20 protein-coding genes, 1 tRNA gene and 1 pseudogene are annotated in these 24,129 nt (G+C 74.6%); 11 read left to right on the top strand and 11 right to left on the bottom strand.

Annotation, left to right across the window (positions count from 1 at the left end):
• Position 1: 1 nt before the first annotated feature.
• Positions 2–2,605, top strand: a complete 2,604-nt coding sequence (locus ACU610_RS00330) for a bifunctional FO biosynthesis protein CofGH (protein ID WP_446765740.1) — start codon at positions 2–4, stop codon at positions 2,603–2,605.
• Positions 2,606–2,632: 27 nt separating this feature from the next.
• Here ACU610_RS00330 and ACU610_RS00325 read toward each other — a convergent pair whose 3' ends face one another.
• On the bottom strand, positions 2,633–3,478 hold the full coding sequence (locus tag ACU610_RS00325) for an ATP-grasp fold amidoligase family protein (RefSeq protein ID WP_446765739.1): 846 nt from the start codon (positions 3,476–3,478) through the stop codon (positions 2,633–2,635).
• A gap of 126 nt (positions 3,479–3,604) precedes the next feature.
• Between ACU610_RS00325 and ACU610_RS00320 the strand changes: the two genes are divergently transcribed.
• The 4 genes from ACU610_RS00320 to ACU610_RS00305 are packed head-to-tail and all read left to right on the top strand — an operon-like array spanning position 3,605 to position 6,811.
• Positions 3,605–4,168 (top strand): hypothetical protein, encoded by a 564-nt coding sequence (locus ACU610_RS00320; RefSeq protein WP_446765738.1) that lies wholly within the window; start codon positions 3,605–3,607, stop codon positions 4,166–4,168.
• 36 nt (positions 4,169–4,204) lie between these two features.
• Complete coding sequence (locus ACU610_RS00315) at positions 4,205–4,600, top strand: VOC family protein (protein WP_446765737.1); 396 nt, start codon at positions 4,205–4,207, stop codon at positions 4,598–4,600.
• Between the two features lie 42 nt (positions 4,601–4,642).
• The gene (locus tag ACU610_RS00310) at positions 4,643–5,656 is read left to right on the top strand and encodes an NADPH:quinone reductase (protein WP_446765736.1); all 1,014 of its coding nucleotides are present in this window, start codon (positions 4,643–4,645) and stop codon (positions 5,654–5,656) included.
• 21 nt (positions 5,657–5,677) lie between these two features.
• Positions 5,678–6,811: a glycerate kinase gene (locus ACU610_RS00305; RefSeq protein ID WP_446765735.1), complete on the top strand. Its 1,134-nt coding sequence runs from the start codon at positions 5,678–5,680 to the stop codon at positions 6,809–6,811.
• 39 nt (positions 6,812–6,850) lie between these two features.
• On the opposite strand, the gene ACU610_RS00300 is transcribed toward ACU610_RS00305, so the two are convergent.
• The 4 genes from ACU610_RS00300 to ACU610_RS00285 form a co-directional block, all read right to left on the bottom strand.
• Positions 6,851–7,705: a cyclase family protein gene (locus tag ACU610_RS00300; RefSeq protein ID WP_446765734.1), complete on the bottom strand. Its 855-nt coding sequence runs from the start codon at positions 7,703–7,705 to the stop codon at positions 6,851–6,853.
• 193 nt (positions 7,706–7,898) lie between these two features.
• Entirely contained in the window at positions 7,899–9,053 is a 1,155-nt protein-coding gene (locus tag ACU610_RS00295; protein ID WP_446765733.1) for an acyl-CoA dehydrogenase family protein, read from the bottom strand.
• On the bottom strand, positions 9,053–11,053 hold the full coding sequence (locus ACU610_RS00290; RefSeq protein ID WP_446765732.1) for an ATP-binding protein: 2,001 nt from the start codon (positions 11,051–11,053) through the stop codon (positions 9,053–9,055). Before ACU610_RS00290 ends, ACU610_RS00295 begins: the two co-directional genes overlap by 1 nt.
• A gap of 7 nt (positions 11,054–11,060) precedes the next feature.
• Positions 11,061–12,674, bottom strand: coding sequence for a carboxyl transferase domain-containing protein (locus tag ACU610_RS00285; protein ID WP_446765731.1), 1,614 nt, complete (start codon positions 12,672–12,674; stop codon positions 11,061–11,063).
• Positions 12,675–12,731: 57 nt separating this feature from the next.
• On the opposite strand from ACU610_RS00285, the gene ACU610_RS00280 reads away from it, so the two are divergent.
• On the top strand, positions 12,732–13,352 hold the full coding sequence (locus ACU610_RS00280) for an SACE_7040 family transcriptional regulator (protein ID WP_446765730.1): 621 nt from the start codon (positions 12,732–12,734) through the stop codon (positions 13,350–13,352).
• Between the two features lie 76 nt (positions 13,353–13,428).
• Here the strand turns inward: ACU610_RS00280 and ACU610_RS00275 are convergent, their stop codons facing one another.
• Both ACU610_RS00275 and ACU610_RS00270 read right to left on the bottom strand, forming a co-directional pair.
• Positions 13,429–15,267, bottom strand: a complete 1,839-nt coding sequence (locus tag ACU610_RS00275) for a hypothetical protein (RefSeq protein ID WP_446765729.1) — start codon at positions 15,265–15,267, stop codon at positions 13,429–13,431.
• A gap of 129 nt (positions 15,268–15,396) precedes the next feature.
• Positions 15,397–16,608, bottom strand: a complete 1,212-nt coding sequence (locus ACU610_RS00270) for a hypothetical protein (RefSeq protein WP_446765728.1) — start codon at positions 16,606–16,608, stop codon at positions 15,397–15,399.
• A 148-nt stretch (positions 16,609–16,756) separates the two neighbouring features.
• Here ACU610_RS00270 and orn point away from each other — a divergent pair, with 148 nt between their 5' ends.
• Both orn and ACU610_RS00260 read left to right on the top strand, forming a co-directional pair.
• Positions 16,757–17,434 (top strand): oligoribonuclease, encoded by a 678-nt coding sequence (gene orn, locus ACU610_RS00265; RefSeq protein WP_446765727.1) that lies wholly within the window; start codon positions 16,757–16,759, stop codon positions 17,432–17,434.
• A gap of 67 nt (positions 17,435–17,501) precedes the next feature.
• A tRNA-His gene (locus ACU610_RS00260) sits at positions 17,502–17,574 on the top strand.
• A 104-nt stretch (positions 17,575–17,678) separates the two neighbouring features.
• Here ACU610_RS00260 and ACU610_RS00255 read toward each other — a convergent pair.
• The gene (locus tag ACU610_RS00255) at positions 17,679–18,863 is read right to left on the bottom strand and encodes a glycerate kinase (protein WP_446765726.1); all 1,185 of its coding nucleotides are present in this window, start codon (positions 18,861–18,863) and stop codon (positions 17,679–17,681) included.
• A 1-nt stretch (position 18,864) separates the two neighbouring features.
• The gene (gene dctA / locus ACU610_RS00250) at positions 18,865–20,286 is read right to left on the bottom strand and encodes a C4-dicarboxylate transporter DctA (protein WP_446765725.1); all 1,422 of its coding nucleotides are present in this window, start codon (positions 20,284–20,286) and stop codon (positions 18,865–18,867) included.
• Positions 20,287–20,422: 136 nt separating this feature from the next.
• On the opposite strand from dctA, the gene ACU610_RS00245 reads away from it, so the two are divergent.
• The 3 genes from ACU610_RS00245 (at position 20,423) to ACU610_RS00235 (ending at position 23,130) form a co-directional block, all read left to right on the top strand.
• Positions 20,423–21,379 (top strand): LysR family transcriptional regulator, encoded by a 957-nt coding sequence (locus ACU610_RS00245; protein WP_446765724.1) that lies wholly within the window; start codon positions 20,423–20,425, stop codon positions 21,377–21,379.
• A gap of 100 nt (positions 21,380–21,479) precedes the next feature.
• Entirely contained in the window at positions 21,480–22,562 is a 1,083-nt protein-coding gene (locus tag ACU610_RS00240; RefSeq protein ID WP_446765723.1) for a tartrate dehydrogenase, read from the top strand.
• A gap of 241 nt (positions 22,563–22,803) precedes the next feature.
• Positions 22,804–23,130 (top strand): STAS domain-containing protein, encoded by a 327-nt coding sequence (locus ACU610_RS00235; protein ID WP_446765722.1) that lies wholly within the window; start codon positions 22,804–22,806, stop codon positions 23,128–23,130.
• A 34-nt stretch (positions 23,131–23,164) separates the two neighbouring features.
• Here the strand turns inward: ACU610_RS00235 and ACU610_RS00230 are convergent, their stop codons facing one another.
• Positions 23,165–23,443: a hypothetical protein gene (locus tag ACU610_RS00230; RefSeq protein WP_446770763.1), complete on the bottom strand. Its 279-nt coding sequence runs from the start codon at positions 23,441–23,443 to the stop codon at positions 23,165–23,167.
• A 124-nt stretch (positions 23,444–23,567) separates the two neighbouring features.
• Positions 23,568–23,765: pseudogene (locus tag ACU610_RS00225) on the bottom strand (ATP-binding protein); the annotation flags it as partial.
• Between the last annotated feature and the right edge of the window lie 364 nt (positions 23,766–24,129).

The raw sequence follows: 24,129 nt of genomic DNA, 5'->3' as shown, positions 1-24,129 counted from the left end.
GATGACCGAGCCGTTGAACCCGTCGGAGTCCGCCGTCCGCCGTGCGCTGGTGCGCGCCGAGCGCGGGGTGACCCTGGACGCCGTCGAGGCCGAGACGCTGCTGCACGCCCGGGGGCTGGCTGAGGGCGAGCCGCTGGACCGGCTGCTCGCCGCGGCCGGCCGGGTCCGCTACGCGGGACTCGCCTCGGCCGGGCGGCCGGGCGTCGTCACCTACAGCCGCAAGGTGTTCATCCCGCTCACCCACCTGTGCCGCGACCGCTGCCACTACTGCACGTTCGTGACGACGCCCGGCCGGCTGCGCCGGGAGGGGAAGGCGCCGTTCCTCTCCCCGGACGAGGTGCTCGACATCGCCCGGGCGGGCGCCGCGCGGGGGTGCAAGGAGGCGCTGTTCACCCTCGGCGACCGCCCCGAGGACCGCTGGCCGGTCGCGGCCGAGTGGCTCGAGGCGCACGGTTTCGACTCCACGCTGGCCTACCTGCGCGCGATGGCGATCCGGGTGCTGGAGGAGACCGGGCTGCTGCCGCACCTGAACCCCGGGGTGATGAGCTGGGAGGAGATCCAGCGGCTCAAGCCCGTGTCCGCGTCGATGGGGATGATGCTCGAGACGACGGCCACCCGGCTGTGGTCGGAGCCGGGCGGCCCGCACTTCGGCTCTCCGGACAAGGAGCCGGCCGTCCGGCTGCGCGTGCTCGAGGACGCCGGCCGCTCGGCGGTCCCGTTCACCACCGGCGTGCTGCTGGGCATCGGCGAGAACCACGCCGAGCGGGTCGACGCCGTCCTGCAGATCCGGGGCGCGGCGCAGCGGCACGGGCACGTGCAGGAGGTCATCGTCCAGAACTTCCGCGCCAAGCCGCGCACCGCGATGGCCGCACACGACGACCTCGGGCTGCAGGAGTACGTCGCCGCGGTCGCCGTGACCCGGCTGCTGCTCGGTCCGAAGGCGCGGGTGCAGGCGCCGCCGAACCTGTCGGACTCCACCGAGCTGGGTCTGCTGCTGCGCGCCGGCGTGGACGACTGGGGCGGGGTCTCCCCGCTGACCCCCGACCACGTCAACCCCGAGCGCCCGTGGCCCAACATCGACAAGCTGGCGGCGCTGACCGCCGAGGCCGGGTACGAGCTGCGGGAGCGGCTGGCCGCCCAGCCCCGGTACGTGCAGGAACCGGAGCCGTGGATCGACCCGCGGGTGCGCCCGCACGTCGCCGCGCTGGCCGGCCCCGACGGGCTGGCGGCCGACGGCCGCGTGCCCACCGGGCTGCCGTGGCAGGAGCCGGACGAGGGGTGGACGTCGTCCGGCCGGACCGACCTGCACGTCGAGGTCGACACCACCGGGCGCACCGGCGACCGGCGCGGCGACTTCGACGCCGTCTACGGCGACTGGGCCGAGCTGCGCTCGCGCACCGAGAGCGCCCGCGACGGGCACACGACCGCGCTCGCCGCCGGCGACCCGGCGGTGCACGCCGCCCTGCGGTCCGCCGAGACCGACCCGGCGGGGCTGACCGACGACGGGTACCTGGCGCTGCTGGGTGCGGACGGCCCGGACCTCGACGCGTTGTGCGCGCTGGCCGACGCCGTCCGCCGGGACGTCAACGGCGACGACGTCACCTACGTCGTGAACCGGAACATCAACTTCACCAACGTCTGCTACACCGGCTGCCGGTTCTGCGCCTTTGCCCAGCGGCGCACCGACGCCGACGCGTACACGCTGTCCCTCGAGGAGGTCGGGACGCGCGTGGACCGGGCGTGGGCCGCCGGGGCCACCGAGATCTGCATGCAGGGCGGCATCCACCCGGACCTGCCCGGCACCGCCTACCTCGACCTCGCCCGCGAGGTGAAGCGCCGGCAGCCCGGCATCCACCTGCACGCCTTCTCGCCCATGGAGATCGTCAACGGCGCGGCCCGCACCGGGCTGTCCTTCGAGGAGTTCCTGGTGGCCGCGAAGGAGGCGGGGCTGGACTCCGTCCCGGGGACCGCGGCGGAGATCCTCGACGACGACGTCCGCTGGGTGCTGACCAAGGGCAAGCTGCCGACGGCGACCTGGCTGGAGATCATCACGACGGCGCACCGGCTGGGCATCCCGACGACGTCGACGATGATGTACGGCCACGTCGACACCCCCGCCCACTGGGTGGCGCACCTGCGCACGCTGGCCCGGGTGCAGGACGCCACCGGCGGCTTCACCGAGTTCGTGCTGCTGCCCTTCGTGCACCACAGCTCGCCGATCTACCTCGCCGGCGTCGCCCGCCCCGGGCCGACCGTGCGGGAGAACCGCGCGGTGCACGCCGTCGCCCGGCTGCTGCTGCACGGGCGCATCCCCAACATCCAGACCTCGTGGGTCAAGCTCGGCGACGTCGGCACGCAGACGGTGCTGGCCGGCGGGGCGAACGACCTCGGCGGCACGCTGATGGAGGAGACGATCAGCCGGATGGCCGGCAGCGAGAACGGCTCGCTGAAGACCATCGCCGAACTGGAGGCGATGGCCGCCGCGATCGGCCGGCCGGCCCGGCAGCGGACGACGGAGTACGGCACCCCGTCCGAGGAGCGGCTGCGCACCGCGCGCTCCGAGGCGGGCCGCCGCGCGCTGGACCTCTCCATCACCCCCGTCTAACCCTCCAACCCGCGTCGCGGCGAGATGTCAGCCGCGGCTGTGCCGGAGCGGCGGGAGGGTCCAGGCCGCACCGAGCCACGCGTCGAGGTCGGGCTCGAGCGGGGACAGCCCGGCGCCCGGGTACGGGGTGAGCTCGCCGAACCACAGCTCGCCGTCGACCTCGTAGAAGTCGACGCGCAGCATGTCGAAGCCGTCGGCGAGCGCGGTGGCGGCCTTGAGCAGGTCCTCCAGGCGCTCGGGCGGGTCGGCGTCCGGACCGGGCCGGAAGCCGATCGTCCAGGGCAGCGGCTCCCACTCCGGCGAGTACAGCCGGGCCTGGTGGTCGTCGCCCCGGCCGGTGTGCAGCTCGACCAGCCGGGGCTCCCCGTCGACCACGAGGACCTTGAGGTCGGCGGGCACCAGGCCCGGGACGCCGACGAACTCCTCGACCAGCAGGCCCGGCCGCGCCCGCCGGTAGGCCCACTCCTCGCTCTTGCGCCAGTACCGCTCCTCCACCCAGCCCGCGGTGCACCGGCGCAGGTCCACGACATCGGCCGGACCGCGGCCGAAGACCCGCCGGATGCAGGAGTGGTTGGGCTTGAGCACCCAGTGGCCGGGCAGGTCGAGGTCCGTCAGCTCGCCGACGTCGGTACCGGACCAGAGGGTCTCCGGGACGCGCACCAGGCCCGGCGCCAGCGTGCGGGCGTGCTCCTTCATCGCGAGCTTGTCGCAGGTGGGCGCGAGCAGCTCGCGCCGGTCGAGGGTGATCCGCCAGTTGAGCTTCTCGGTGAAGGTCCGCGGCCGCAGCAGCGACGGGAGGCGTCCGGTGGCCTGCCGGTACAGCAGGGTCCGGCGCACCGGCGCGGGCAGGACGCCGGAGCGCGGGACGAGCACGTCCCGACCCCACCAGCCGGGACGGTGACCGGCAACCGCACGCCCGGGGTCCGCGTGCCTCGTCCTCCGGACGGGGTACCACCTCGCGGGGGACGGATGGTGCGGACGGCGACGCGAGGGTGGGCCGTGGCTGCGGTCGCGGTCCTGCTGGCCTCCTGCTCCTCGACCGTCGTGGGGTCGGCATCCCCCGGCGGTCCACCGGACCTGCAGGCCGCGCTGTCCGTGCCCGTCCCTGGTCTGCGGCCGGTCGACCCGCCCCCGCCGCCCTGGCAGCTCTGCACGACCGCGCCGGGCAGCCGGGCACCCCGCCTGGACCCCGCGCTCGGCGAGCCGGTGGCCCCCGGCCACGCCTCCGAGGGGACCACCCTGTACGTCCATGCCTGGGCCACGTCGGTCCCGATGGTCGCGGAGGCGATCCTCGACCAGGCGGCGATGGAGGCACCGGACTGCGTGTCGGCACCGCCGTCCGTCGACGCCGGCCCGGTCGCCCGGACGGTCGACGACTGGACGGGGTCCGGGTGGATCGGCGTCGCGATCCGCTCCGAGGTGCCCGGCCCGGACCCCGCAGTCAGCGAGACCCGGCTGGTGCGCTCCGGCGAGGTCGTCGTCCTCGTCGTCGCGGCAGGACGCGAGCCCGACCTCCAGGTGGTCGACGACCACCTGGTCGCGGTCGCCGAGCGACTGGGGTGAACGCTCCTGTCAGCAGCTCCCTCTACGGTGACCGCCATGCCGAAGCAGGTGATCCCCTTCCTCATGTTCCAGGGCGACGCGGGGCCGGCGCTCGACCTCTACACGTCGCTGTTCGACGACGCCCGCGTCCTCGAGCTCACCCGGTGGAGGGCCGACGGTCCCGGCGCGGAGGGCACGGTGCAGAGCGCCACCTTCTCCGTCGCCGGTCAGGTGTTCCGATGCTTCGACAGCCCCCCGGTCCACGACTTCACCTTCACGCCGTCCTTCTCGATCTGGGTCGAGACCGCGTCGGTGGAGGAGCTCGAGCGCCTCTATGCGGGCCTGTCCGAGGGTGGCGCCGTCCTCATGGAGCTCGGTGACCACGGCTTCAGCCGACGCTTCGGCTGGGTGAACGACCGCTACGGCGTCTCCTGGCAGCTCAACCTGGCCTGAGCCGCCCGCGCATGGCCGCGCCCGACCGGGTAGGACGGGACCGTGCGAGCCATCGTCTACACCGAGAACGGCGACCCCGACGTCCTGCGGCTGGTCGAGCGCCCCACCCCCGAGCCCGGCCCGGGTGAGGTGCGGGTCCGGCTGGCCTTCTCCGGCGTCAACCCGACCGACTGGAAGTCCCGGCGCACGAACCCGCCCGGCTCCGACGGCCAGGTACCCGACCAGGACGGCGCCGGCACCGTCGACGCCGTCGGCGAGGGCGTCGACCCGGTGCTGGTCGGCGAGCGGGTGTGGGTCTGGGAGGCGGCCTGGCAGCGCCCGCACGGGACGGCGGCCGAGTACACCGTCGTCCCGGCGCGGCAGGTCGTGCTGCTCGGCGCCGGGCCCACGTTCGAGCTCGGCGCGGCGCTGGGCATCCCGTTCCTCACCGCGCACCGCTGCCTGACCGTGGCCGAGTCGCTGCCCGACCGGCTCGGGCCCGGGTCGCTGACCGGGCACACCGTCCTCGTGCAGGGCGGGGCCGGCGCGGTCGGCAACGCCGCGATCCAGCTGGCCCGCTGGGCGGACGCCACCGTGATCGCCACGGTCAGCAGCCCGCGCAAGGCGCAGCTGGCCGCGGCGGCCGGCGCCTCGAACGTCGTGAACTACCGCGAGGAGGACGTCGTCCGCGAGGTCCGCAAGGTCGCCCCGAAGGGCGTCGACGCGATCGTCGAGGTCTCCGCCGCCACCAACGCCGCGGTCGACGCACAGGTGATCGGCCTGCACGGGGCGGTGGCGATGTACGCCGACGACGGCGGCGCGGAGGTGACCGTGCCGGTCCGCGCGCAGATGGTGCCGAACGCGCGCTGGCAGTTCGTCCTGGTCTACACCGAGCCCGAGCGCGCCAAGGCCATCGGCGTCGAGGACGTCAACGCCGCCGTGCTCGACGGCGCCGTGCGGGTCGGCGAGGACGCCGGCCTGCCGCTGCACGTCTTCCCGCTGGCGGAGACCGCGCAGGCGCACCGGGCGGTCGAGGACGGCGCGGTCGGCAAGGTGCTCGTCGACGTCACCGCCTGAGCGGGCTGCCAGGATCGGCCCGTGCCTCGCGTCCTCGTCGCCCCGGACAAGTTCAAGGGATCGCTGACCGCCCCCGAGGTGGCCGCCGCGGTCGCGCGCGGGCTCACCGCCGGCCGGCCCGGTGTGGAGGTGAGCTGCCTACCGGTCGCCGACGGCGGTGACGGCACCCTCGCCGCCGCGCTGGCCGCGGGATACGAGGCGGTGCCGGTTCCCGCGACCGGCCCGACCGGCGAGCCGGTGCAGACCGCGTACGCCCGGCTCGGCGACGTCGCCGTCGTCGAGATGGCCGACGTCTCGGGGCTCGGCCGGCTGCCCGGGGGCCGGTTCGCGCCCCGCACCGCCACCAGCCGGGGCACCGGCGAGGTCGTCGCGGCGGCGCTGGCCGCCGGCGCCCGCCGGATCGTCCTCGGCATCGGCGGCAGCGCCACGACCGACGGCGGTGCCGGGCTGCTGCAGGCCCTCGGCGCGCAGCTGCTCGACGCGGACGGCGCACCGGTCGGGCCCGGCGGAGGAGGGCTGGAGCGGCTGGCCCGGGTGGACGTCAGCGGGGTCGCCACCGCGCTGCAGGGGGCCGAGGTCGTCGTCGCCTGCGACGTGGACAACCCGCTGACCGGACCCGCGGGCGCCGCGGCGGTCTACGGCCCGCAGAAGGGCGCGGACCCCGACGACGTCGCCTACCTCGACGGCTGTCTGGCCCGGCTGGCCGACGCGGTCGCCGAGGCCACCGGCCGGGACCTGCGTGACGAGCCGGGCGCGGGCGCCGCGGGCGGGGTGGGGTTCGCGGCCCTCGCCGTCCTCGGGGCGCAGCTGCGGCCGGGGATCGACCTGCTGCTGGACCTGCTCGGCTTCGACCGGCTGGTGGCCGACGCCGACCTGGTCGTGGTCGGCGAGGGGTCGCTGGACGAGCAGAGCCTGCGCGGCAAGGCACCGGTCGGCGTCGCCCGCCGGACCCGGGCGGCCGGCGTCCCCGCGGTGGTCGCCGTCTGCGGACGGCGCGACCTGGACGACGCGGCGCTGCGGGAGGCCGGCATCGACGCCGCACACGCGCTCACCGACCTCGAGCCGGACCCCGCGCGCTGCATGGCCGAGGCAGGTCCGCTGTTGGAGCGCCTGGCGCAGCGCATCGCCGCCGAGCACCTGCCGACCCCGACCTGACCGGGTGACCGGGCGTGCTGCCGCGCCGCGCCCGCGGCCTCACCAGGAGGCGAGGACGCGCGCGGGACCGCCCGAACCCTCCTCGAACGGGATGAGGCCGACCACGATCGTCGCCCCCGTGGGTGGGATGCGGTCGAGGTGGGCGAGGTTTTCCAGCCCGTAGCGGTCGGCGCCGGTGAGCAGGAGGTGGGTGTCGAAGGTCGTGGACACGCCCGGGTCGATGCTCAGCGTGTCGACGCCGAGGCTGCGGATGCGCCGGCGTTCCACGAGCCAGGCGCAGGTGTCCGCACCGAAGCCGGGGAAGTGCAGCGTCCCCGCCGCGTCCGCGCCGCGGTAGGCCTCCGGATCGCCGATCCTGGCGCTCCAGCCGGAGTTCATGAGGACGGCGGCGCCGTCCGGGATGCGACCGTGGCGCCGCTCGTGGGCGCGGACGTCGTCGACCGTGACGACGGTGTCGGGCTCCTCCGCCGCGCGCGTGCTGATGTCGATGACGACGGCGGGCGTGACGAGCTCGTCGATCCGCAGCTCGGGCGCGAGGCGACCGCCCGGCGTGAAGTGCCCCGGCGCGTCGACGTGGGTGCCGGTGTGCTCCGCCAGGCGCCACTCCTGCGAGTAGTAGCCGTTCTGCTCGATCGTCACGACGGTGCGACGCGCGGGCCCCGCGCCCGGCACGTACGTCGGCAGGCTCGTGGTGAACGGGTGCGTGAGGTCGCACAGGCCCCGTCGGCCCCAGCTCGGGGCCCGCGGTGGTCGGTCCCCGGCCCGGGCGGTACCGGTCAGTGCAGCGGTCACGGCCGCGGCCGCCCCGCCCACCAGCGCTGCCCGCCGGGAGAAGCCGGCCCCCGACCCGTCGCGGCACTCCTGCGCCACCCTGCCGGTGTGCTCCGTGCACATGCGCGCTCTCCGCCGTCCCACCGTGGTCGGGCTGCCCTGAGCTCGGGTGCCCGCGCACCATAGCCCCGGGGCCGGCCGCGGGGCCGCACATCGCCGCGCGGGACGGGACGCCCGACCCGGCGGGATCGCCGGAGACCGGCCCCCTGCATGGTCCTGCCACGAGCCTGCGAGTGGTGGGGGCAGGGGTCCTTCTTCAGCCGACGCCGAGGTCGCGGGCGATGAGCATCCGCTGCACCTCGCTGGTGCCCTCGCCGATCTCGAGGATCTTCGCGTCGCGGTAGAAGCGGCCCACCGGGAACTCGTTCATGAAGCCGTAGCCGCCGTGCACCTGGGTGGCGTAGCGGGCGTTGTCCATCGCCGCCTCGGAGCTGTAGAGCTTGGCGATCGAGGCCTCCCGCGCGTACGGCTCGCCGCGCAGCATCTTCTCCGCGGCCCGGTAGTAGGCCAGCCGCGCGGTGGAGGCCCGCACCTCCATGTCGGCGATCATGAACTGGATCGCCTGGTTGCGGCCGATCGGCTGACCGAACGCCTCGCGCTGCGCCGCGTACGTGACCGACTCGTCCACGCAGCCCTGGGCCAGCCCGACCGCGAGCGCGGAGATCGCGATGCGGCCCTCACCCAGGATGGAGAGGAACTGCGCGTAACCGCGGCCGCGCTCCCCCACCAGGTTCTCCGCCGGCACCCGGCAGTCGGTGAACGACAGCTCCCGGGTGTCCGAGGCGTTCCAGCCGACCTTGGAGTACCGCTTGCCCACGCTGAAGCCCGGCGTCCCCGACGGGATCGCGATCGCCGAGATCTCCTTGCCGCCGTCGGGCCGGGTGCCGGTGACCGCGGTGACGGTGACCAGCTCGGTCAGCTCGGTGCCGGAGTTGGTGATGAACGCCTTGGACCCGTTGACCACCCAGGAGCCGTCCTCGAGGCGCGCGGTGGTGCGGGTGGCGCCGGCGTCCGACCCGCCGCCGGGCTCGGTGAGACCGAACGCGGCCAGCGCCTCGCCGCTGCACAGCCGGGGCAGCCACTGCTGCTTCTGCTCCTCGGTGCCGAACCGGTAGATCGGCATCGCGCCGAGCGAGACGCCGGCCTCCAGGGTGATCGCCACCGACGAGTCGACCCGCGCGAGCTCCTCGAGCGCCACGCAGAGGGTGAAGTAGGTGCCGCCCGACCCGCCGTACTCCTCGGGGAAGGGCAGGCCGAACAGGCCCAGCTCACCCATCTGCCGCACGATCGCGGTGGGGAACTCGTCGCGCTCGTAGAACTCCCCGATCTGCGGGGCGATCACGTCGTGGGCGAACTCGCGCACGACCTTGCGCAGGGCTTCGGTCTCCTCGTCGAGCCGGTAGTCCAGCATCACGTCTCCTGCTCAGGGGAGGTGGCCGGTGGGGTCACCACGGCCACCCGCTCGTCGAGCCGGACCTGTTGGCCGGCCGTCACGCCGAGCTCGGTGACCGTCCCCGCGAGGGGGGCGGTCAGCACGTGCTCCATCTTCATCGCCTCGACCACGAGCAGCGGGGCGCCGGCCTCGACCCGGTCGCCGACCGCGGCCCGCACGACGGTCACCGTCCCGGGCATGGGCGCGGTCACGGCGCCGTCCCCGGCCTCGCCCTCGGCGGCGGCGTGCAGCCGCTCGTGCTCGCGCAGCGCGGTCACCCGGCCGTCGGCGGACAGCCACACCTGCCCACCGGCGTGGACGACGGCGTACCGGGAGGTGACGCCGTCGAGGGTCACGGTCAGCTCCCCACCGTCCCTCGCCGCCGACGCGCGCACCGGCTCGCCGGACCCGACCTGCACCTCCGCGGCGGACGACCGGCCGCGCACCCGCACGGTCACCGGATCGCCGCCGGTGGGCTGCAGGCGGCGCACCGTCCACGCCGGCTCGCCCAGCCGCCAGCCGTCGGGCACGTCCCAGCGGTCGACGACCGGCCCGGCCGGCTCGGCCTCCAGCAGCTCGTACAGCGCGGCGGCCGCGTACACCGACGGCGGCACCGGCTCGGCGGCGGTCAGCGCCGCGCCGCGCCGCTCGATGAGCCCGGTGTCCAGCCGCCCGGCGACGACGTCGGGGTCGGTGAGCAGCGCCCGGAGGAAGGCGGTGTTGGTCGGCACCCCGAGGACGGCGGTGTGCCCGAGCGCGCCGACGAGCCGGGCGCGCGCGGTGTCCCGGTCGGGGCCCCACGCCACCACCTTGGCCAGCATCGGGTCGTAGTCGGTGCCGACGACCGAGCCCACCGTCAGCGAGCTGTCCACGCGCACGCCCGGCCCCGTGGGCTCGCGCAGGCCGAGCACGGTGCCGGTCTGCGGCAGGAAGCCGCGGGCCGGGTCCTCGGCGTAGAGCCGGGCCTCGATGGCGTGCCCGTCCAGCACGACGTCGTCCTGGGTCAGCGGCAGCGGCTCCCCCGCGGCGACCCGCACCTGCAGCTCGACCAGGTCCAGGCCGGTGACCATCTCGGTGACCGGGTGCTCGACCTGCAGCCGGGTGTTCATCTCGAGGAAGAAGAAGTCGGTCGGCCGCTCGGCGTCGACGATGAACTCCACCGTGCCGGCGCCGGTGTAGCCGACGGCCCGGGCGGCCTCGACGGCGGCGGCGCCCATCGCGGCGCGGGTGGCGGCGTCCAGCAGTGGGGACGGCGCCTCCTCGATGACCTTCTGGTGCCGGCGCTGCAGGCTGCACTCCCGCTCGCCCAGGTGGACGACGGTGCCGTGCGCGTCGCCGAGCACCTGCACCTCGACGTGCCGCGCCGACCCGACGTAGCGCTCGACCAGCAGCGTGTCGTCGCCGAAGGAGCTCCGGGCCTCGCGCCGGGCGGCGGAGATGGCGTCACGCAGCTCGGCGTCCGCGCGCACCACCCGCATGCCCTTGCCGCCGCCGCCCGCGCTGGGCTTGAGCAGCACCGGGAAGCCGACCTCGACCGCGGCCGCCGCGACCTCGTCGTCCGACATGCCCGGCTCGGTCCGCCCGGGGACGACGGGGACGCCGGCGGCCACGACGGTCTGTTTGGCGCGGATCTTGTCGCCCATCGCCTCGATCGCGGCGACCGGTGGGCCGATGAAGACGACGCCGGCCTTCTCGCAGGCCCGGGCGAACTCGGCGTTCTCGGACAGGAAGCCGTAGCCGGGGTGCACGGCCTGGGCGCCGGTGCGGGCGGCCGCGTCGAGCACCCGCTCGATCGACAGGTAGCTCTCGACTGCGGGCGCCGGGCCGATCGGGACGGCGACGTCGGCCTCCCGGACGTGCCGGGCCCCGGCGTCGGCCGCGCTGTACACGGCCACCGAGCGGACGCCCATCGCGCGCAGCGTGCGGATCACCCGGACGGCGATCTCGCCGCGGTTGGCCACCAGGACGGTCTCGAACATCAGGCACTCACATCCGGAAGACGCCGTAGCCCAGCTCACCCAGCGGCGCGTTCGCACACGCCGACAGGGCCAGGCCGAGCACGGTGCGGGTCTGGGCGGGGTCGATCACGCCGTCGTCCCACAGCCGGGCGGTGGCGTAGTACGGGTGGCCCTGGGTCTCGTACTGGTCGCGGATCGGCTTCTTGAACGCCTCCTCGTCCTCGGCCGGCCACTCCTCGCCGCGGGCCTCGAGGCCGTCGCGGCGCACCTGGGCCAGCACCGAGGCCGCCTGCTCCCCGCCCATGACCGAGATGCGGGAGTTGGGCCAGGTGAACAGGAAGCGGGGCGAGTAGGCCCGGCCGCACATGGAGTAGTTGCCGGCGCCGAACGAGCCGCCGATGACGACGGTCAGCTTGGGCACCCGCGCGCAGGCGACGGCGGTGACCATCTTGGCGCCGTGCTTGGCGATGCCCCCGGCCTCGTAGTCGCGGCCGACCATGAACCCGGAGATGTTCTGCAGGAACAGCAGCGGGATGCTGCGCCGGTCGCACAGCTCGATGAAGTGCGCACCCTTGAGCGCGGACTCGGCGAACAGCACGCCGTTGTTGGCCACGATGCCGACCGGGTGGCCGTGCAACCGGGCGAACCCGGTGACCAGCGTCTGCCCGTAGAGCGGCTTGAACTCGGCGAACCGGCTGCCGTCGACCAGCCGGGCGATGACCTCGCGGACGTCGTAGGGCGTGCGCGGGTCGGGCGACACCACCTCGTAGACCGACTCCGGCGGGTACAGCGGCTCCTCGACCGGTTCGACGTCCCACGGCCGGGGCGCGCGCGGGCCGAGGGTGCCGACGATCTGGCGCACCAGCTGCAGGGCGTGCGGGTCGTCCTCGGCCAGGTGGTCGGTGACCCCGCTGACCCGGCTGTGCAGGTCTCCCCCACCGAGCTCCTCGGCGGTGACCACCTCACCGGTCGCGGCCTTCACCAGCGGCGGGCCGCCCAGGAAGATCGTCCCCTGCTCGCGGACGATGACCGCCTCGTCGCTCATCGCCGGCACGTACGCCCCACCCGCGGTGCACGAGCCGAGGACGGCGGCGATCTGCGGGATGCCCGCCTCGGACATGGTGGCCTGGTTGTAGAAGATCCGGCCGAAGTGCTCGCGGTCGGGGAAGACCTCGTCCTGCATCGGCAGGAAGGCCCCGCCGGAGTCGACCAGGTAGACGCAGGGCAGCCGGTTGTGCAGCGCCACCTCCTGCGCTCGCAGGTGCTTCTTCACCGTTATCGGGTAGTAGGTGCCGCCCTTGACGGTGGCGTCGTTGGCGACGACGACGACCTCCCGCCCGGCGACCCGGCCGATGCCGGTGATGATCCCGGCGGCCGGCGCCTCGCCGCCGTACATGCCGTGCGCGGCCAGCGGTGAGAGCTCCAGGAACGGGCTGCCCGGATCCAGCAGGGCGTCGACCCGCTCGCGCGGCAGCAGCTTGCCCCGCGCGGTGTGCCGCTCGCGGGCCCGCTCCCCACCGCCGAGCGCCACCCGGCGCAGCTGCTCGGCGAGGTCGGCGACGAGCGCGGCGTGCGCCTCGGCGTTGCGCGCGGCGGCCGCGCCGTCGGTCGTCGGCCTGCCGGTCAGCACGGGGGCGTCCACGGCCGGGATGTTAACCGTGGTTCACGAACGGGGTCAACGGCCGTTAACATCGCCGCCGTGACGGACGCCAACACCGCGCTGCACGCGGACGCCGCCCGTCCGTCGCGCCGGGAGCAGATCCTGCGGGCCGCCGCACAGCTGTTCGCCGAGCGCGGCTCGCGGGCCGTGGGCGTGGACGACGTCGGCGCGGCGGTCGGCGTGACCGGCCCGGCCATCTACCGGCACTTCGCCAGCAAGGACGCGATGCTCGCCGAGATGCTGCTGCGCATCAGCGAGCGGCTGCTCGAGGGCGGCACCGCACGGGTGACCGCTGCCGGGGACGACCCGATGGCGCAGCTGCGCACGCTGATCGCCTTCCAGGTCGACTTCGCGCTGGACAACCCCGCGCTGATCACCGTGCACGACCGCGACCTCGGCTCGCTGGCCGACGACGACGCCGCGCAGGTGCGCCGACTGCAGCGCCGCTACGTGGAGGTGTGGGTCGACGTCCTGGGGCGCGTGCACCCGACCTCGGACGCCCTGACCAACCGCGCCCGGGCGCACGCCGTCTTCGGGCTCGTCAACTCGACCCCGCACAGCGCCGGCCGGCTGCCCCGCCGGCGCACGGCGGCGCTGCTCGCCGCGATGGCCGAGGCCGCCGCGACCGCCCCGGGTGTCCCCGATGATCAGGTGAGCTGATCATCGAGGGTCCTGGCTCACCACCGGGTGCGAGTCAGGAACCGCAACGGTCAGCTCAGCTGATCGTCGGTGCGCGTCAGCCGGCGGCCGTGGGCTCCGGCATGGGCAGCACCAGCGCGGTCGAGGCGACCACGTCGAGGTCGGCGGTCGAGCCGGTCGACCCGGGCCCGGCCCAGGCGGTCTCGACGATCGTCACGGTGCTGCCCGAGACGGCGCTGGCGTACTCCGCTCCGGAGAGCTGCGCGGGACCGCCCGGATAGCGGACGCCCTCGCGCAGCAGGTCGCTGACGTTGCCGCTGCCGTTCTGGTCAGCCAGCGCGCGCAGCGCCAGGGCGCCGCTCTCCTGACCCATGTCGGCCACCGACACCGAGACGACGACCGGTCGGCCGCCGACGTCGGTCGAGTACAGCGCCCGCGCCAGGCCCGCGCAGTCGGTGGCGGCGAAGAAGTCGGCCACCGCGCCGTAGGCGTTGCCGACGCAGGTGGGGTCGGTCTGCACCCGCTGGGCGACGAAGGTCCGGCCGTCCACCGTCTCGATCTGCCCGGGCTGCGGCCCGCTGGCCGCCTCGGCGGACGCTGCGGCCTGCTCCGCGGTGGACGGCGGCGCACCGGCGTTCGCCGCCTCGTCCCCGCCGAAGACCGCGGTGACGCCCACACCGAGGAGGACCACGAGGAGCAGCGCGGCCGCGACGAGCAACGCGGTCCGCTGTGGCGAGCGCTGCCGCCGGCGCGGCCCGACGAGGGGGACGTCGACGGGCCGCACACCGGCGGCGACGGGTGGCGCGGCCGGGGGCTCGACGCGGATCGGCGGCGCGCCGGCCTGGGGAGCCACCGGCTCGGCGGCGGCCGGCTGGGGCGCGGCCGGCTCGGCGCCGGCGAACAGCCCGCCGATGCCGCCGGAGTCCTCCTCGTGGACGCCGACGGTCGGTCCGACGAGGGTGTCCCCGACGACGGGAGCCGACGGTGCGGCGGGTACCGGCGGCGCGGCCGCGGTCGACGGCGGGGCGACCGCGGCGACGGCGAGGTCCTGGGCCCGCGCGTACCCGGGGGCCGCGGCGCGGGCGGCCTCCTCGTCGGCGCGGATCGCGGCGGCGGCCACGGCCGCGGCGGCCGCCGGGTCGACCAGCGGGCGCATCGGCTCGGGTGCGGCGGCGTGCGGCGCCGGGTGGTGCGCCGCCGGTGCCGGAGCCGCTCCGCCGACCTCGGTCCCCGCCACCGCCGCGGCCATCGCGGCCGGGGCGAGCAGCTCGGGCGTCCGCAGCACGTAGGGCGAGTAGGGGAAGCCCTCGCCGTTGAGCTCCTGGGTGGTGGGTACCCGGCCGTCGAGCTCGAGGGCCTCCAGGGCGGCGCGCACGTCGGCCGTCGTCCACAGGCGCGGGTTGGCGATGCCGGTGTAGCGGGCCGAGCGGGCGATGCCCAGCAGCAGCGAGCGGGGCTCGAGCAGCGCGACCTGGTCGCCCTCGCCCAGGTCGCCGTCGGCGGGCACCAGGCCGGAGAGGTCGCCGACAAGCACGGTCAGCCGGGCGATCCGGCCGGGCTCCAGGCCGGCCCGGCGCAGCCGCACGGCGGTGTCCATGCCGGCGCGCATCAGCCCGTCCAGCGGGGTGGACCCGCCGCCGGAGAGCTGCACCACCTCGCCCGGGCGGCCGGCCTCGGAGCCGATGGTCCACGCCCCCTCGGGCAGCGCGGTCACCACGCCGCGCTGCCGGGCGACCTCGGCGATGCGGACGACGGCCAGCCCCTCCGGCACGAAGAGCACCGCGTCGGCGATCCGGCGGCCCACCGGCCCGTCGAGGACCGGCAGGGAGGCGACGACCGCGCCCCGGACCGCGCCGCCGGTGTCCCAGCGGGTCAGTTCGGCGAAGAGCGCACGCTCCCCCACCGTCTGCAGCGGCCTGGGGATCAGGGCCAGCACGTCGGTCCTTCCGGGGCGGGGAGCAGGGGCGGTGGGGCGACACGGGGCCGCGGAGCGCCGGGTCGCGGCGCGGTCACCAGGAGGAGCTGCCTCCGACGCTACGGCATGTGACGGGCCGGTCCGGGACGCTCAGCGGGTCGGCGCGCCGCTGGTCGCCGGGACGGCGGGGGTCTCCCCGTGCTCCTCGAGGGGCGCGGACCAGCCCACCAGCCACCGACTCTGTGCCAGCACGTCGAGCAGCGTCCACAGGAGGGTGGACACGAGCACGGTGGCCAGGATCACCTCCGGCCGCCAGTCCCACGGCGGGAGGAGCCCGGCGGCGTCCAGGGCCGCACCCGCACCGTAGGTGACCGCGGCGACCAGCGGGCCGGCCAGCCGGCCGGGCAGGCGCCGGGACACGGCGACGTCGACGGCGAGCGCGCCGGCGAGCAGTGCCAGCGGCAGCACCGAGGGCGGGAAGCCGATCGCCACCAGGCCCACCCACATCGCCGCGCGGTAGGCCAGGTAGGCGGCCGCGACCGTCGTGGCGGCCCAGCGCAGGCCGGTGACCCGCCGGGCGACGACGAGGGTGAGCAGCCCGGCGCACAGCAGCCACGCCGGGTGCACCCAGGCCGGCACCGGGAGCATGAACTGCGTCGGGCTCTGCGCCTGGGCGACGGCGAAGTCGAGCAGCTGCGGCTCGGCCGTCGTCCGCCCGGCCTCGTAGGCGCGCAGCGAGAGGACGCCGTACTCCTGGTGCTGGTTGGGGAACAGCACGTTCTCCGCGAAGAAGAGCCACAGGCCCAGCGCGACGGCGTCCCGCACCCGTCCCGGCGCGGCGTACAGCCACCAGCCGCGCAGCGCCCCGGCCAGCATCACCGCCGTCCCGAGGTAGAGCAGCGAGTGGCTGGGGCTCCAGCTGGTGATGTCCAGCCCGTTGATCCGGTGGTTGACGATGTCGACGGGCACGGCGACCAGGAACAGCCCGGTGCCCACCTGCATCAGGCGCAACGCCCGGCGGTCGACGCCGTAGCCGGTGTAGCTGGAGAAGAGGACCAGCGCGACCACCACGACGGTGCCGGCGGAGTTGAGCAGGTGCGGTGGGGCGAGGTCGTCGCGCAGCCACTTGAAGTGCCAGGAGACGTCCCACGACGAGCCGAGCATCTTCAGCAGGAAGGCGCCCAGCCAGGCCGTGTAGATCCAGCGCAGCTCCTGCTGGGTCGTCGGTCGGCCGGGGCGACCCGGCGTGACGTAGGCCGGCCACAACCACCGGAGGGTCGCGACCGGGTGGCGGAGGGCGGTCCTCGCCGAGCCAGGGGCCGGTGGGGTCGCTCGGTCGACGACGGAGGCGGCATGGGGCACGGTGGGACTCCTGGACTCGGGGCCGGCGCGGCGGAGCCTAGCGGCGCGCGAGGCGCGTTCCCCACTCCCGAGTGGACCCGGAGTGGCGGGTGCGGTAGGGGCTTGCCGTGCAGGCGGCCGGGACGGGGGGCACGTAGGGTCGGAGCCCGTGGCTGACAGTGCGGGACACCTGGTCTGGATCGACTGCGAGATGACCGGGCTGGACCTCACCCGGGACAAGCTCATCGAGGTCGCGGTGCTGGTCACCGACTCGGAGCTCAACGTCCTCGACCCGGGCCTGGACCTGGTCATCTCCGCGGACGACGACGCGCTGGAGGGCATGGCCGACGTCGTGACCGAGATGCACGCGAAGTCCGGCCTGACCGAGGCCGTGCGGGCCTCGACGCTCACCCTCGCCGAGGCCGAGCAGCGGCTGCTGGCCTACGTGCGACGGTTCGTGCCCGAGCGGCGGACGGCGCCGCTGTGCGGCAACTCGATCGGCACCGACCGCGGCTTCCTCGCCCGGGACATGCCCGAGCTCGACGACCACCTGCACTACCGGATGATCGACGTCTCCTCGATCAAGGAGCTGGCCCGCCGCTGGTTCCCGCGGGTGTACTTCGCCCAGCCGCAGAAGGGTCTGGCCCACCGCGCGCTGGCCGACATCATCGAGTCGCTGCGCGAGCTGGCCTACTACCGGCGGACGTTGTTCGTCGACGGCCCGGGCCCCTCGACGTCCCAGGCGCAGGCGGCCGCCGCCGAGGTCACGGCGTCCTTCGCGGAGCTGTTCGCGGCCGAGGACGCCGGCGCGCCGGGGCAGCAACCCCCGGCCGCGTCCGACGCCTGAGGGTCTCCGGTATCGTGGTAGCCGCTTCCCGGACGCCCCGCTGACGAGCGGCCGCCCGGGAGACACGGTGGGTGTAGCTCAGCTGGTAGAGCACCAGGTTGTGATCCTGGGTGTCGCGGGTTCGAGCCCCGTCACTCACCCTCCGCGGGGAGGCCCTGGTCAGGTGACTGACCAGGGCCTCTTTCCGTATCCGCGGTGGGGACCGGGGCAGGGCAGCCGATCGCGAACCGCCCGGCCCACACCGTCAAGCGTGGACGGGGGACGCTCTCGTGCAGCCGCGACCGGCGCCCTGACGCCCGGCGACGGCCAGGGAGCGGACCTGCCGGCCGATGCGTTCACCCGCGACCGCGGCGAGGCGCCTCGACAGGTCGGGGTCCCGGCTCGGGTCCACGTCGGTCAGCTCGGCGAGCGCGACCACCTGCTCGAGTCCGAGCCGCCGGCGCTCCTCGGGGGTCAGGAGCGACTGCCCGACGACGGCAGAGACGGTGCGCGCTGCCGATCGTGCCGCGACGACGGCGGGCAGCTTCCCGGCCAGGGTCTGCCCGTCCATGCGCCCCTCGCCGGTCACGACGGCGACGCAGTCCGCGGCCGCGGCGTCGAAGCCGAGGAGGTCGAGGAAGAACTCCGCGCCGGCGACGCGCCGGGCGCCGAGCCACCGGCAGGCGAGGCCGAGACCGCCCGCCGCCCCTGCACCGGGTTCGTCTACGAGGTCCCCTCCGCGGTCAGCCGCCGGTGACCGGGAGGCGTCCAGCAGGTCGACGAGGTGCCGCAGGCCGACCTCGAGCTCGCGGACCTGGTCCGGCGTGGCGCCCTTCTGCGGCCCGAACACGGCGGCGGCACCGTCGGCACCGAGCAGCGGGTTGGTGACGTCGGTGGCCACGACGAGCTCGACGGCGTCCAGGTCCCGCAGGCCGGACAGGTCCACCTTGGCGATCTGCGTCAGCGTTCCCCCCGTCGGCTCGACGTTCCGTCCTGCGTCGTCCGTGAACCGGACGCCGAGGGCGGCGAGCAGTCCCGCGCCGCCGTCGGTGCTGGCGCTGCCACCGAGGCAGAGGACGATGCGTCGAGCTCCCGCGTCGAGGGCCGCGAGCACCGCCTGCCCGAATCCGTAGCTGGACGACGTCATCGGGGCCAGTTCGTGGGGCGGGAACGTGCCCAGTCCGCAGGTGTTGGCGACCTCGACGACCGCGGTGGTGCCGTCGAACGCGAACTCGGTGGAGTGCCGGCGTCCATCGGCGCCGCGCACCGTGACCGGGCGGGGAACCGAGCCGGCGTGCAGGGCGGCAGCCACGCTGCCGTCACCGCCGTCGGCCAGCGGCAGGAGCCTGGAGGCGACACCGGCCGCCTCCAGGCCCTGCCCGATGGCCGTCGCTACCTCGAGGGCGGTGAGGGAGCCCTTGAACTTGTCCGGAGCGACGAGGACGCGCATGTCAGGCCCTCGCCCCCGCAGGAACAGGAACGGCGACGGCGCCGGGAGCCGGCGTCGCTGGTGCGGCGGCGTCCTCGGTGTCCACGGTCGCTGCCGGCACCTCGTCGATCTCGTGCAGCGGCGGGACGTCGTCACCGCGCAGGACCCGGCGGGCGCGGTCGCGGTCCAGGGTCTTGTCCCAGTGGGCGATGAACAGGGTGGCGACGGCGTTGCCGCAGAAGTTCACCAGCGCGCGGCACTCGGACATGAACTTGTCGATGCCGAAGACGAGCATGATGCCCGCGGCCGGGATGGTGCCGACGGTGGACAGGGTCGCGGTGAGGGCGATGAAGCCGCCACCGGCGACGCCGGCCGCACCCTTCGACGTCAGCAGCATGATGGCGAGCAGGCCCAGCTGCTCGGTGATCGACAGGTCGGTGTTGGTGGCCTGGGCGATGTAGAGCGCGGCCAGGGACAGGTAGATGGCCGCGCCGTCGAGGTTGAAGGAGTAGCCGGTCGGGACCACGAGGCCGACGGTCGACTTCTCCACACCGGCGTGCTCCATCTTCCTCATCAGGCCGGGCAGGGCCGGCTCGGCGGTGGAGGTGCCGAGGATGAGCAGGAGCTCCTCCCGCAGGTAGCGCAGCAGGTGGAAGACGTTGAGCCGCAGGTAGGCCATCAGCGAGCCCAGCACCACGAAGACGAACAGCGCCGAGGTGACGTAGAACAGCGCGATGAGCGAGCCCAGGCTGGTCAGCGTCTCGAGGCCGTACTCGCCGATCGCGTAGGCCATCGCCCCGAACGCGCCCAGCGGGGCCGCCTTCATGATGAAGGCGAGCACCTTGAACACGACCGCGGTCAACCGCTGGATCCCCGACAGCACCGGGGCGCCGACCGCGCCGACGGCGTTGAGCGCCACGCCGAAGACCACCGCCATGAAGATGATCTGCAGGATCTCGCCCTCGACGAACGGGGCGACCGCGCTCTCCGGCAGCACGCGCAGCAGGAAGTCCCACCAGTGCTGGTCCTGCCCGGCCTCCACCAGCGAGCCGACGTCCTCGGTCGGCTCCAGCGTGCTGACGTCGGCGTTCACGCCGTCACCCAGGCGGAAGAGGTTGATGGCGACCAGCCCGAAGACCATGGCCAGGATGGTGCCGATCTGGAAGTAGGTCAGCGCCTTGATGCCGGTCAGGCCGACCTTCTTCAGGTCGGCGACGCTGGCGATGCCGCCGACGATGGTGAGGAACACGATGGGGCCGATCAGCATCTTCATCAGCCCCACGAACGCGGTGCCGATGGGCTCCATCGCGACCCCGACCCCGACGCCGGGCCAGGCGGCGCCGACGACGACGCCGAGCACGATGGCGACGAGGACGTAGAAGTACAGCTGCCGGTACCAGCGCTTCTTCTCGGCCGGTTGGGTGTGCGCGTGGGACAGGTCCATCGGAGGCACCTCGGTCCTTCATCTGCGGGACGGGCGTGGTGCCGACCACAGTCGGTGACCCGGACCACACGCGTCCAAGACGCATTCGCTACGTCGCCGGTAGGTTCGGCCTATCGGTCCCTCGGGAGGGCACGCGGTGGACGTCCGGCAGCTGACCTACTTCCTCGCCGTCGTCGAGACCATGAACTTCGGCCGCGCCGCCGAGCAGCTGCACATCGCGCAGCCCTCGCTGTCCCAGGCGATCGGCACCCTCGAGCGGGAGCTCGGCGTACCGCTGTTCCACCGGGTGGGCCGCGGCATCGTGCTCAGCGACGCCGGCGCCCAACTGATCGAACCCGCCCGCCAGGTGGTCCGCGACCTGGAGGCCGCGAGAGCTGCTGCCCGGTCCGCCCGTGGACTCCAGCGTGGCCGGGTCGAGTTGGTCGCGATGCCCAGCCCCGCCATGGAGCCGCTGGCGACACTCATCCGCGACTTCACCGCCGCGTACCCGGCGATGACGGTCACGGCCGACGCCGCGTTCACCCCCGAGGAGGTGATCCAGGCGGTCAAGGCCGGCCGGGCCGAGCTCGGGCTGCTCGGTGCGGCCACGCCGCCCCGCGCCGGCGGACTGCGCATCCTGCCGATCGAGGACCAGACGCTCGTGCTCATCTCCCCGCCGCGGTCCGGCGAGTCGCCCACGGTGCCCGCCCGCGGGCGCGCGGCCGGCTCCGGTCGCGTCCCGGTCACCCGCGAGGACCTCACCGGTGCGCGGCTCATCGTGAGCAAGCGGGGCAGCCTGATGCGGCAGTTCGTGGACGACGTGCTGGCCAGCGGCGTCGATGCCCGCATCGTGGTCGAGGTCGAGCACCGCACCTCGATCCTGCCGATGGTGCTCGCCGGTATCGGTCACGCCGTCATGCCCACGTCCTGGGCGCCCCTGGCCGAACGGGCCGGCGCCCTCGTGCGGGACATCGAGTCCTCGTCGGTGCTGCGGATCGCGCTGGTCTCCCGCACCACCGCGCTCACCCCGGCCGCCCGGGCCTTCGTCGAGTGCGTGGAGTCCTACGTCGCCGAGCACCGGACTCCAGTCCCCGTACGGCCGCAGGACCGATAGGCCGCAGCTATCCCGGGGATCGTCAATGCGTCTTGGACGACAGGCGACGTGACCCGTTCACTCGGTGACGACCCCAGCAGTCGTCCCCACGGAGCCCGTCATGACCCCCCAGCGCACGTTCCGCATCGCCGCCATCCCCGCCGACGGAGTCGGTGTCGAGGTCGTGGCGGCCGGCCGCGCCGTCCTCGACGCCCTCGCCGAGGCCTCGGACGGCCGCTTTGCCTTCGCCTGGCAGGAGTTCCCCTGGGGCTCCGACTACTACGCCCAGCACGGCCGGATGATGGACGAGGACGGCCTCGACCAGCTCAAGGACTTCGACGCCATCTACTTCGGCGCCGTCGGCTGGCCCACCGTCCCCGACCACGTCAGCCTCTGGGGCCTGCGGCTGAAGATCTGCCAGAGCTTCGACCAGTGGGCCAACGTCCGTCCCGTCGAGTTCCTCCCCGGCATCCAGAGCCCCCTGCGCAAGGCCGACACCACCGACCTGAGCTGGGTCGTCGTCCGGGAGAACTCCGAGGGCGAGTACGCCGGCTTCGGCGGGCGCAACTTCGCCGGCCGGGACGACCGCGGTGAGGTGGCCGTCCAGTCCGCGGTGTTCACCGAGGTGGGCTGCGAGCGGATCATCCGGTTCGCCTTCGACCTGGCCCGCACCCGGCCCCGCAAGAAGGTCTCCAGCGTCACCAAGAGCAACGCCCAGCAGTACGGCATGGTGCTCTGGGACGACGTGTTCAAGCGCGTCGCCACCGAGTACCCGGACGTGGAGACCGAGAGCGGGCTGGTCGACGCGATGGCCGCCAAGTTCGTCCTGCGCCCCGAGGACCTCTCCGTCGTCGTCGCGTCCAACCTCAACGCCGACATCCTCTCCGACCTCGGCAGCGCACTCGCCGGGAGCCTCGGCCTCGCGGCCAGCGCCAACCTCAACCCGGAGCGGCGCTTTCCCTCGATGTTCGAGCCGGTCCACGGCTCCGCGCCCGACATCGCCGGCCAGGGCATCTGCAACCCCGTCGGCGCCATCGGCAGCGCGGCGCTGATGCTCGAGCACTTCGGCCTGCACGACGAGGCCAAGGCCGTTCAGCACGCCATCGAGGTCGTCTCGGGCAAGGGCATCCGGACCTGCGACGTCGGCGGGACCGCCAGCACGGAGGACGTCACCGCCGCCATCATCGACGACCTGTCCCTCTGACCGCCCCCACCCGGAGCAGCCCCCGGCCCGCACGCGGGCCGGGGGCTGCTCCACGTGCTCCGCACCTGCCGCACTGCGCGTGGACACCCGCGGCTCGGGGCTGGCACCACTCGGTGCGGCCCCCGCGGCGCCGTCCGACGGACGGGGAGCGCCATGGATGCGGCGGGGAACGCCGGCTCCTGCCCTCCCGGCCGGGTCCGTCCTCCTTGTCGCTCGGCACGTGTGGTGATCGACTGGCCGCGTGCCCACGGATCCGGGGCCACCGGGCCGGTGCGGGACCATCAGCGTGCACCGTGACGCCGGCGGGACGGTGCTGCGCCTGACCGGGGAGATCGACGCGGCGGTGGTCGCTGCGTACGAGGACGAGCACGGTCCCCAGCCGGAGCCGATCGACGCCGTCGACGCCGAGGAGGTCACCTACATCTCCTCGAGGGGCATCGCGTTCCTGCTGCAGTGGGCCGATGCCGCCCCTCGCGCACCGGTGTTGCGCCGTTCCTCGCGGCAGCTGGACCGGATGCTGCAGTTGTCCGGCCTGATCGAGGTCTTCCAGCGGCCGCCCGGGACCTGAGCGTCGTCGCGGCCTCCACCGGGGACGGGCACGGTCACGTGCGCTGAGGCTCCATCCGATGGTCCAGTGGCCTGGGAGGTCCGGCCGCGGCCACGCTGACCCGGCGCACCTGCTCGGCCGCCCGGCGGAGGTCCCCCGTGGCGCTGTGGCGCCTGGAGACGTGGTCGGCGCTGTCGGCCGCGGCGGTCACCACCAGCCGGTCCAGGGTCAGCGTCGTGTGCGTGGCCGTCACCGACAGCCGGGTGGCCAGCTCGCGGGCGCGGTCGGTCGCCGCACGGGCCCGTTGGTGCAGCGGCGGTCCGGGCGACGGCACGGGGTCCACCCGGGCCCAGACGGTCTTCCGGTCGCCGTCGACGGACCAGCCCGTGCGCGCCGCAGATCCGGGCCACCAGACCCAGGCCCATGCCGCCCTCGGCGGCATCCCGGCCGATCGCCGGGACCGGCGGCCGGTCGGTCGCGGCATCGCTCACCTCGAGGAGCCAGCCGCCACCGGCCGCGGTGACGACGACCTCGACCGGGGGGCCGCCGTGCCGGAGCCCGTTGGAGACGAGCTCCTCGAAAGCCAGCAGCAGCCGCTCGCCGTCGTCCTCGCCCGCCGGTCGTGCGCCACTGTGCAGCGCCCGCCGCAACTGCATCCGCATGCGGGTGAGGTCAGCCGGGGTGGCCGGCTGCCCCTGCCAGGCCGCAGCCCCGTCGTGGTCCGACGCCGGTGGCGGTCGGCGGTCCCACGATGCCTCGCCCATGTGCCCGTCCCGAAGGTGTCGAGCCGCGCTCGGCCCCGCAGGCTGGAGTGCTCCCCGTCCCGAGGACCGGTCGGACCCGTACTGTCACAGCTCCTTCCGCCCTGCCGCGTACCCGCCGGGCGGGTGTCCCATGCGGCGAGCGCGGGGGCCCGCCGGCGTCCCCCTCGCCCCGCGTGCACGAGCCGGAGCGGATGGCCCGGGCCGACCGCCGTCCACCCTGGTCGAGCGGGCGGCGACGGAGCGGCCCACCGTCCCG

Source organism: Geodermatophilus sp. URMC 61 (assembly GCF_052931555.1).
This window is presented reverse-complemented; position numbering and strand designations above follow the sequence as displayed.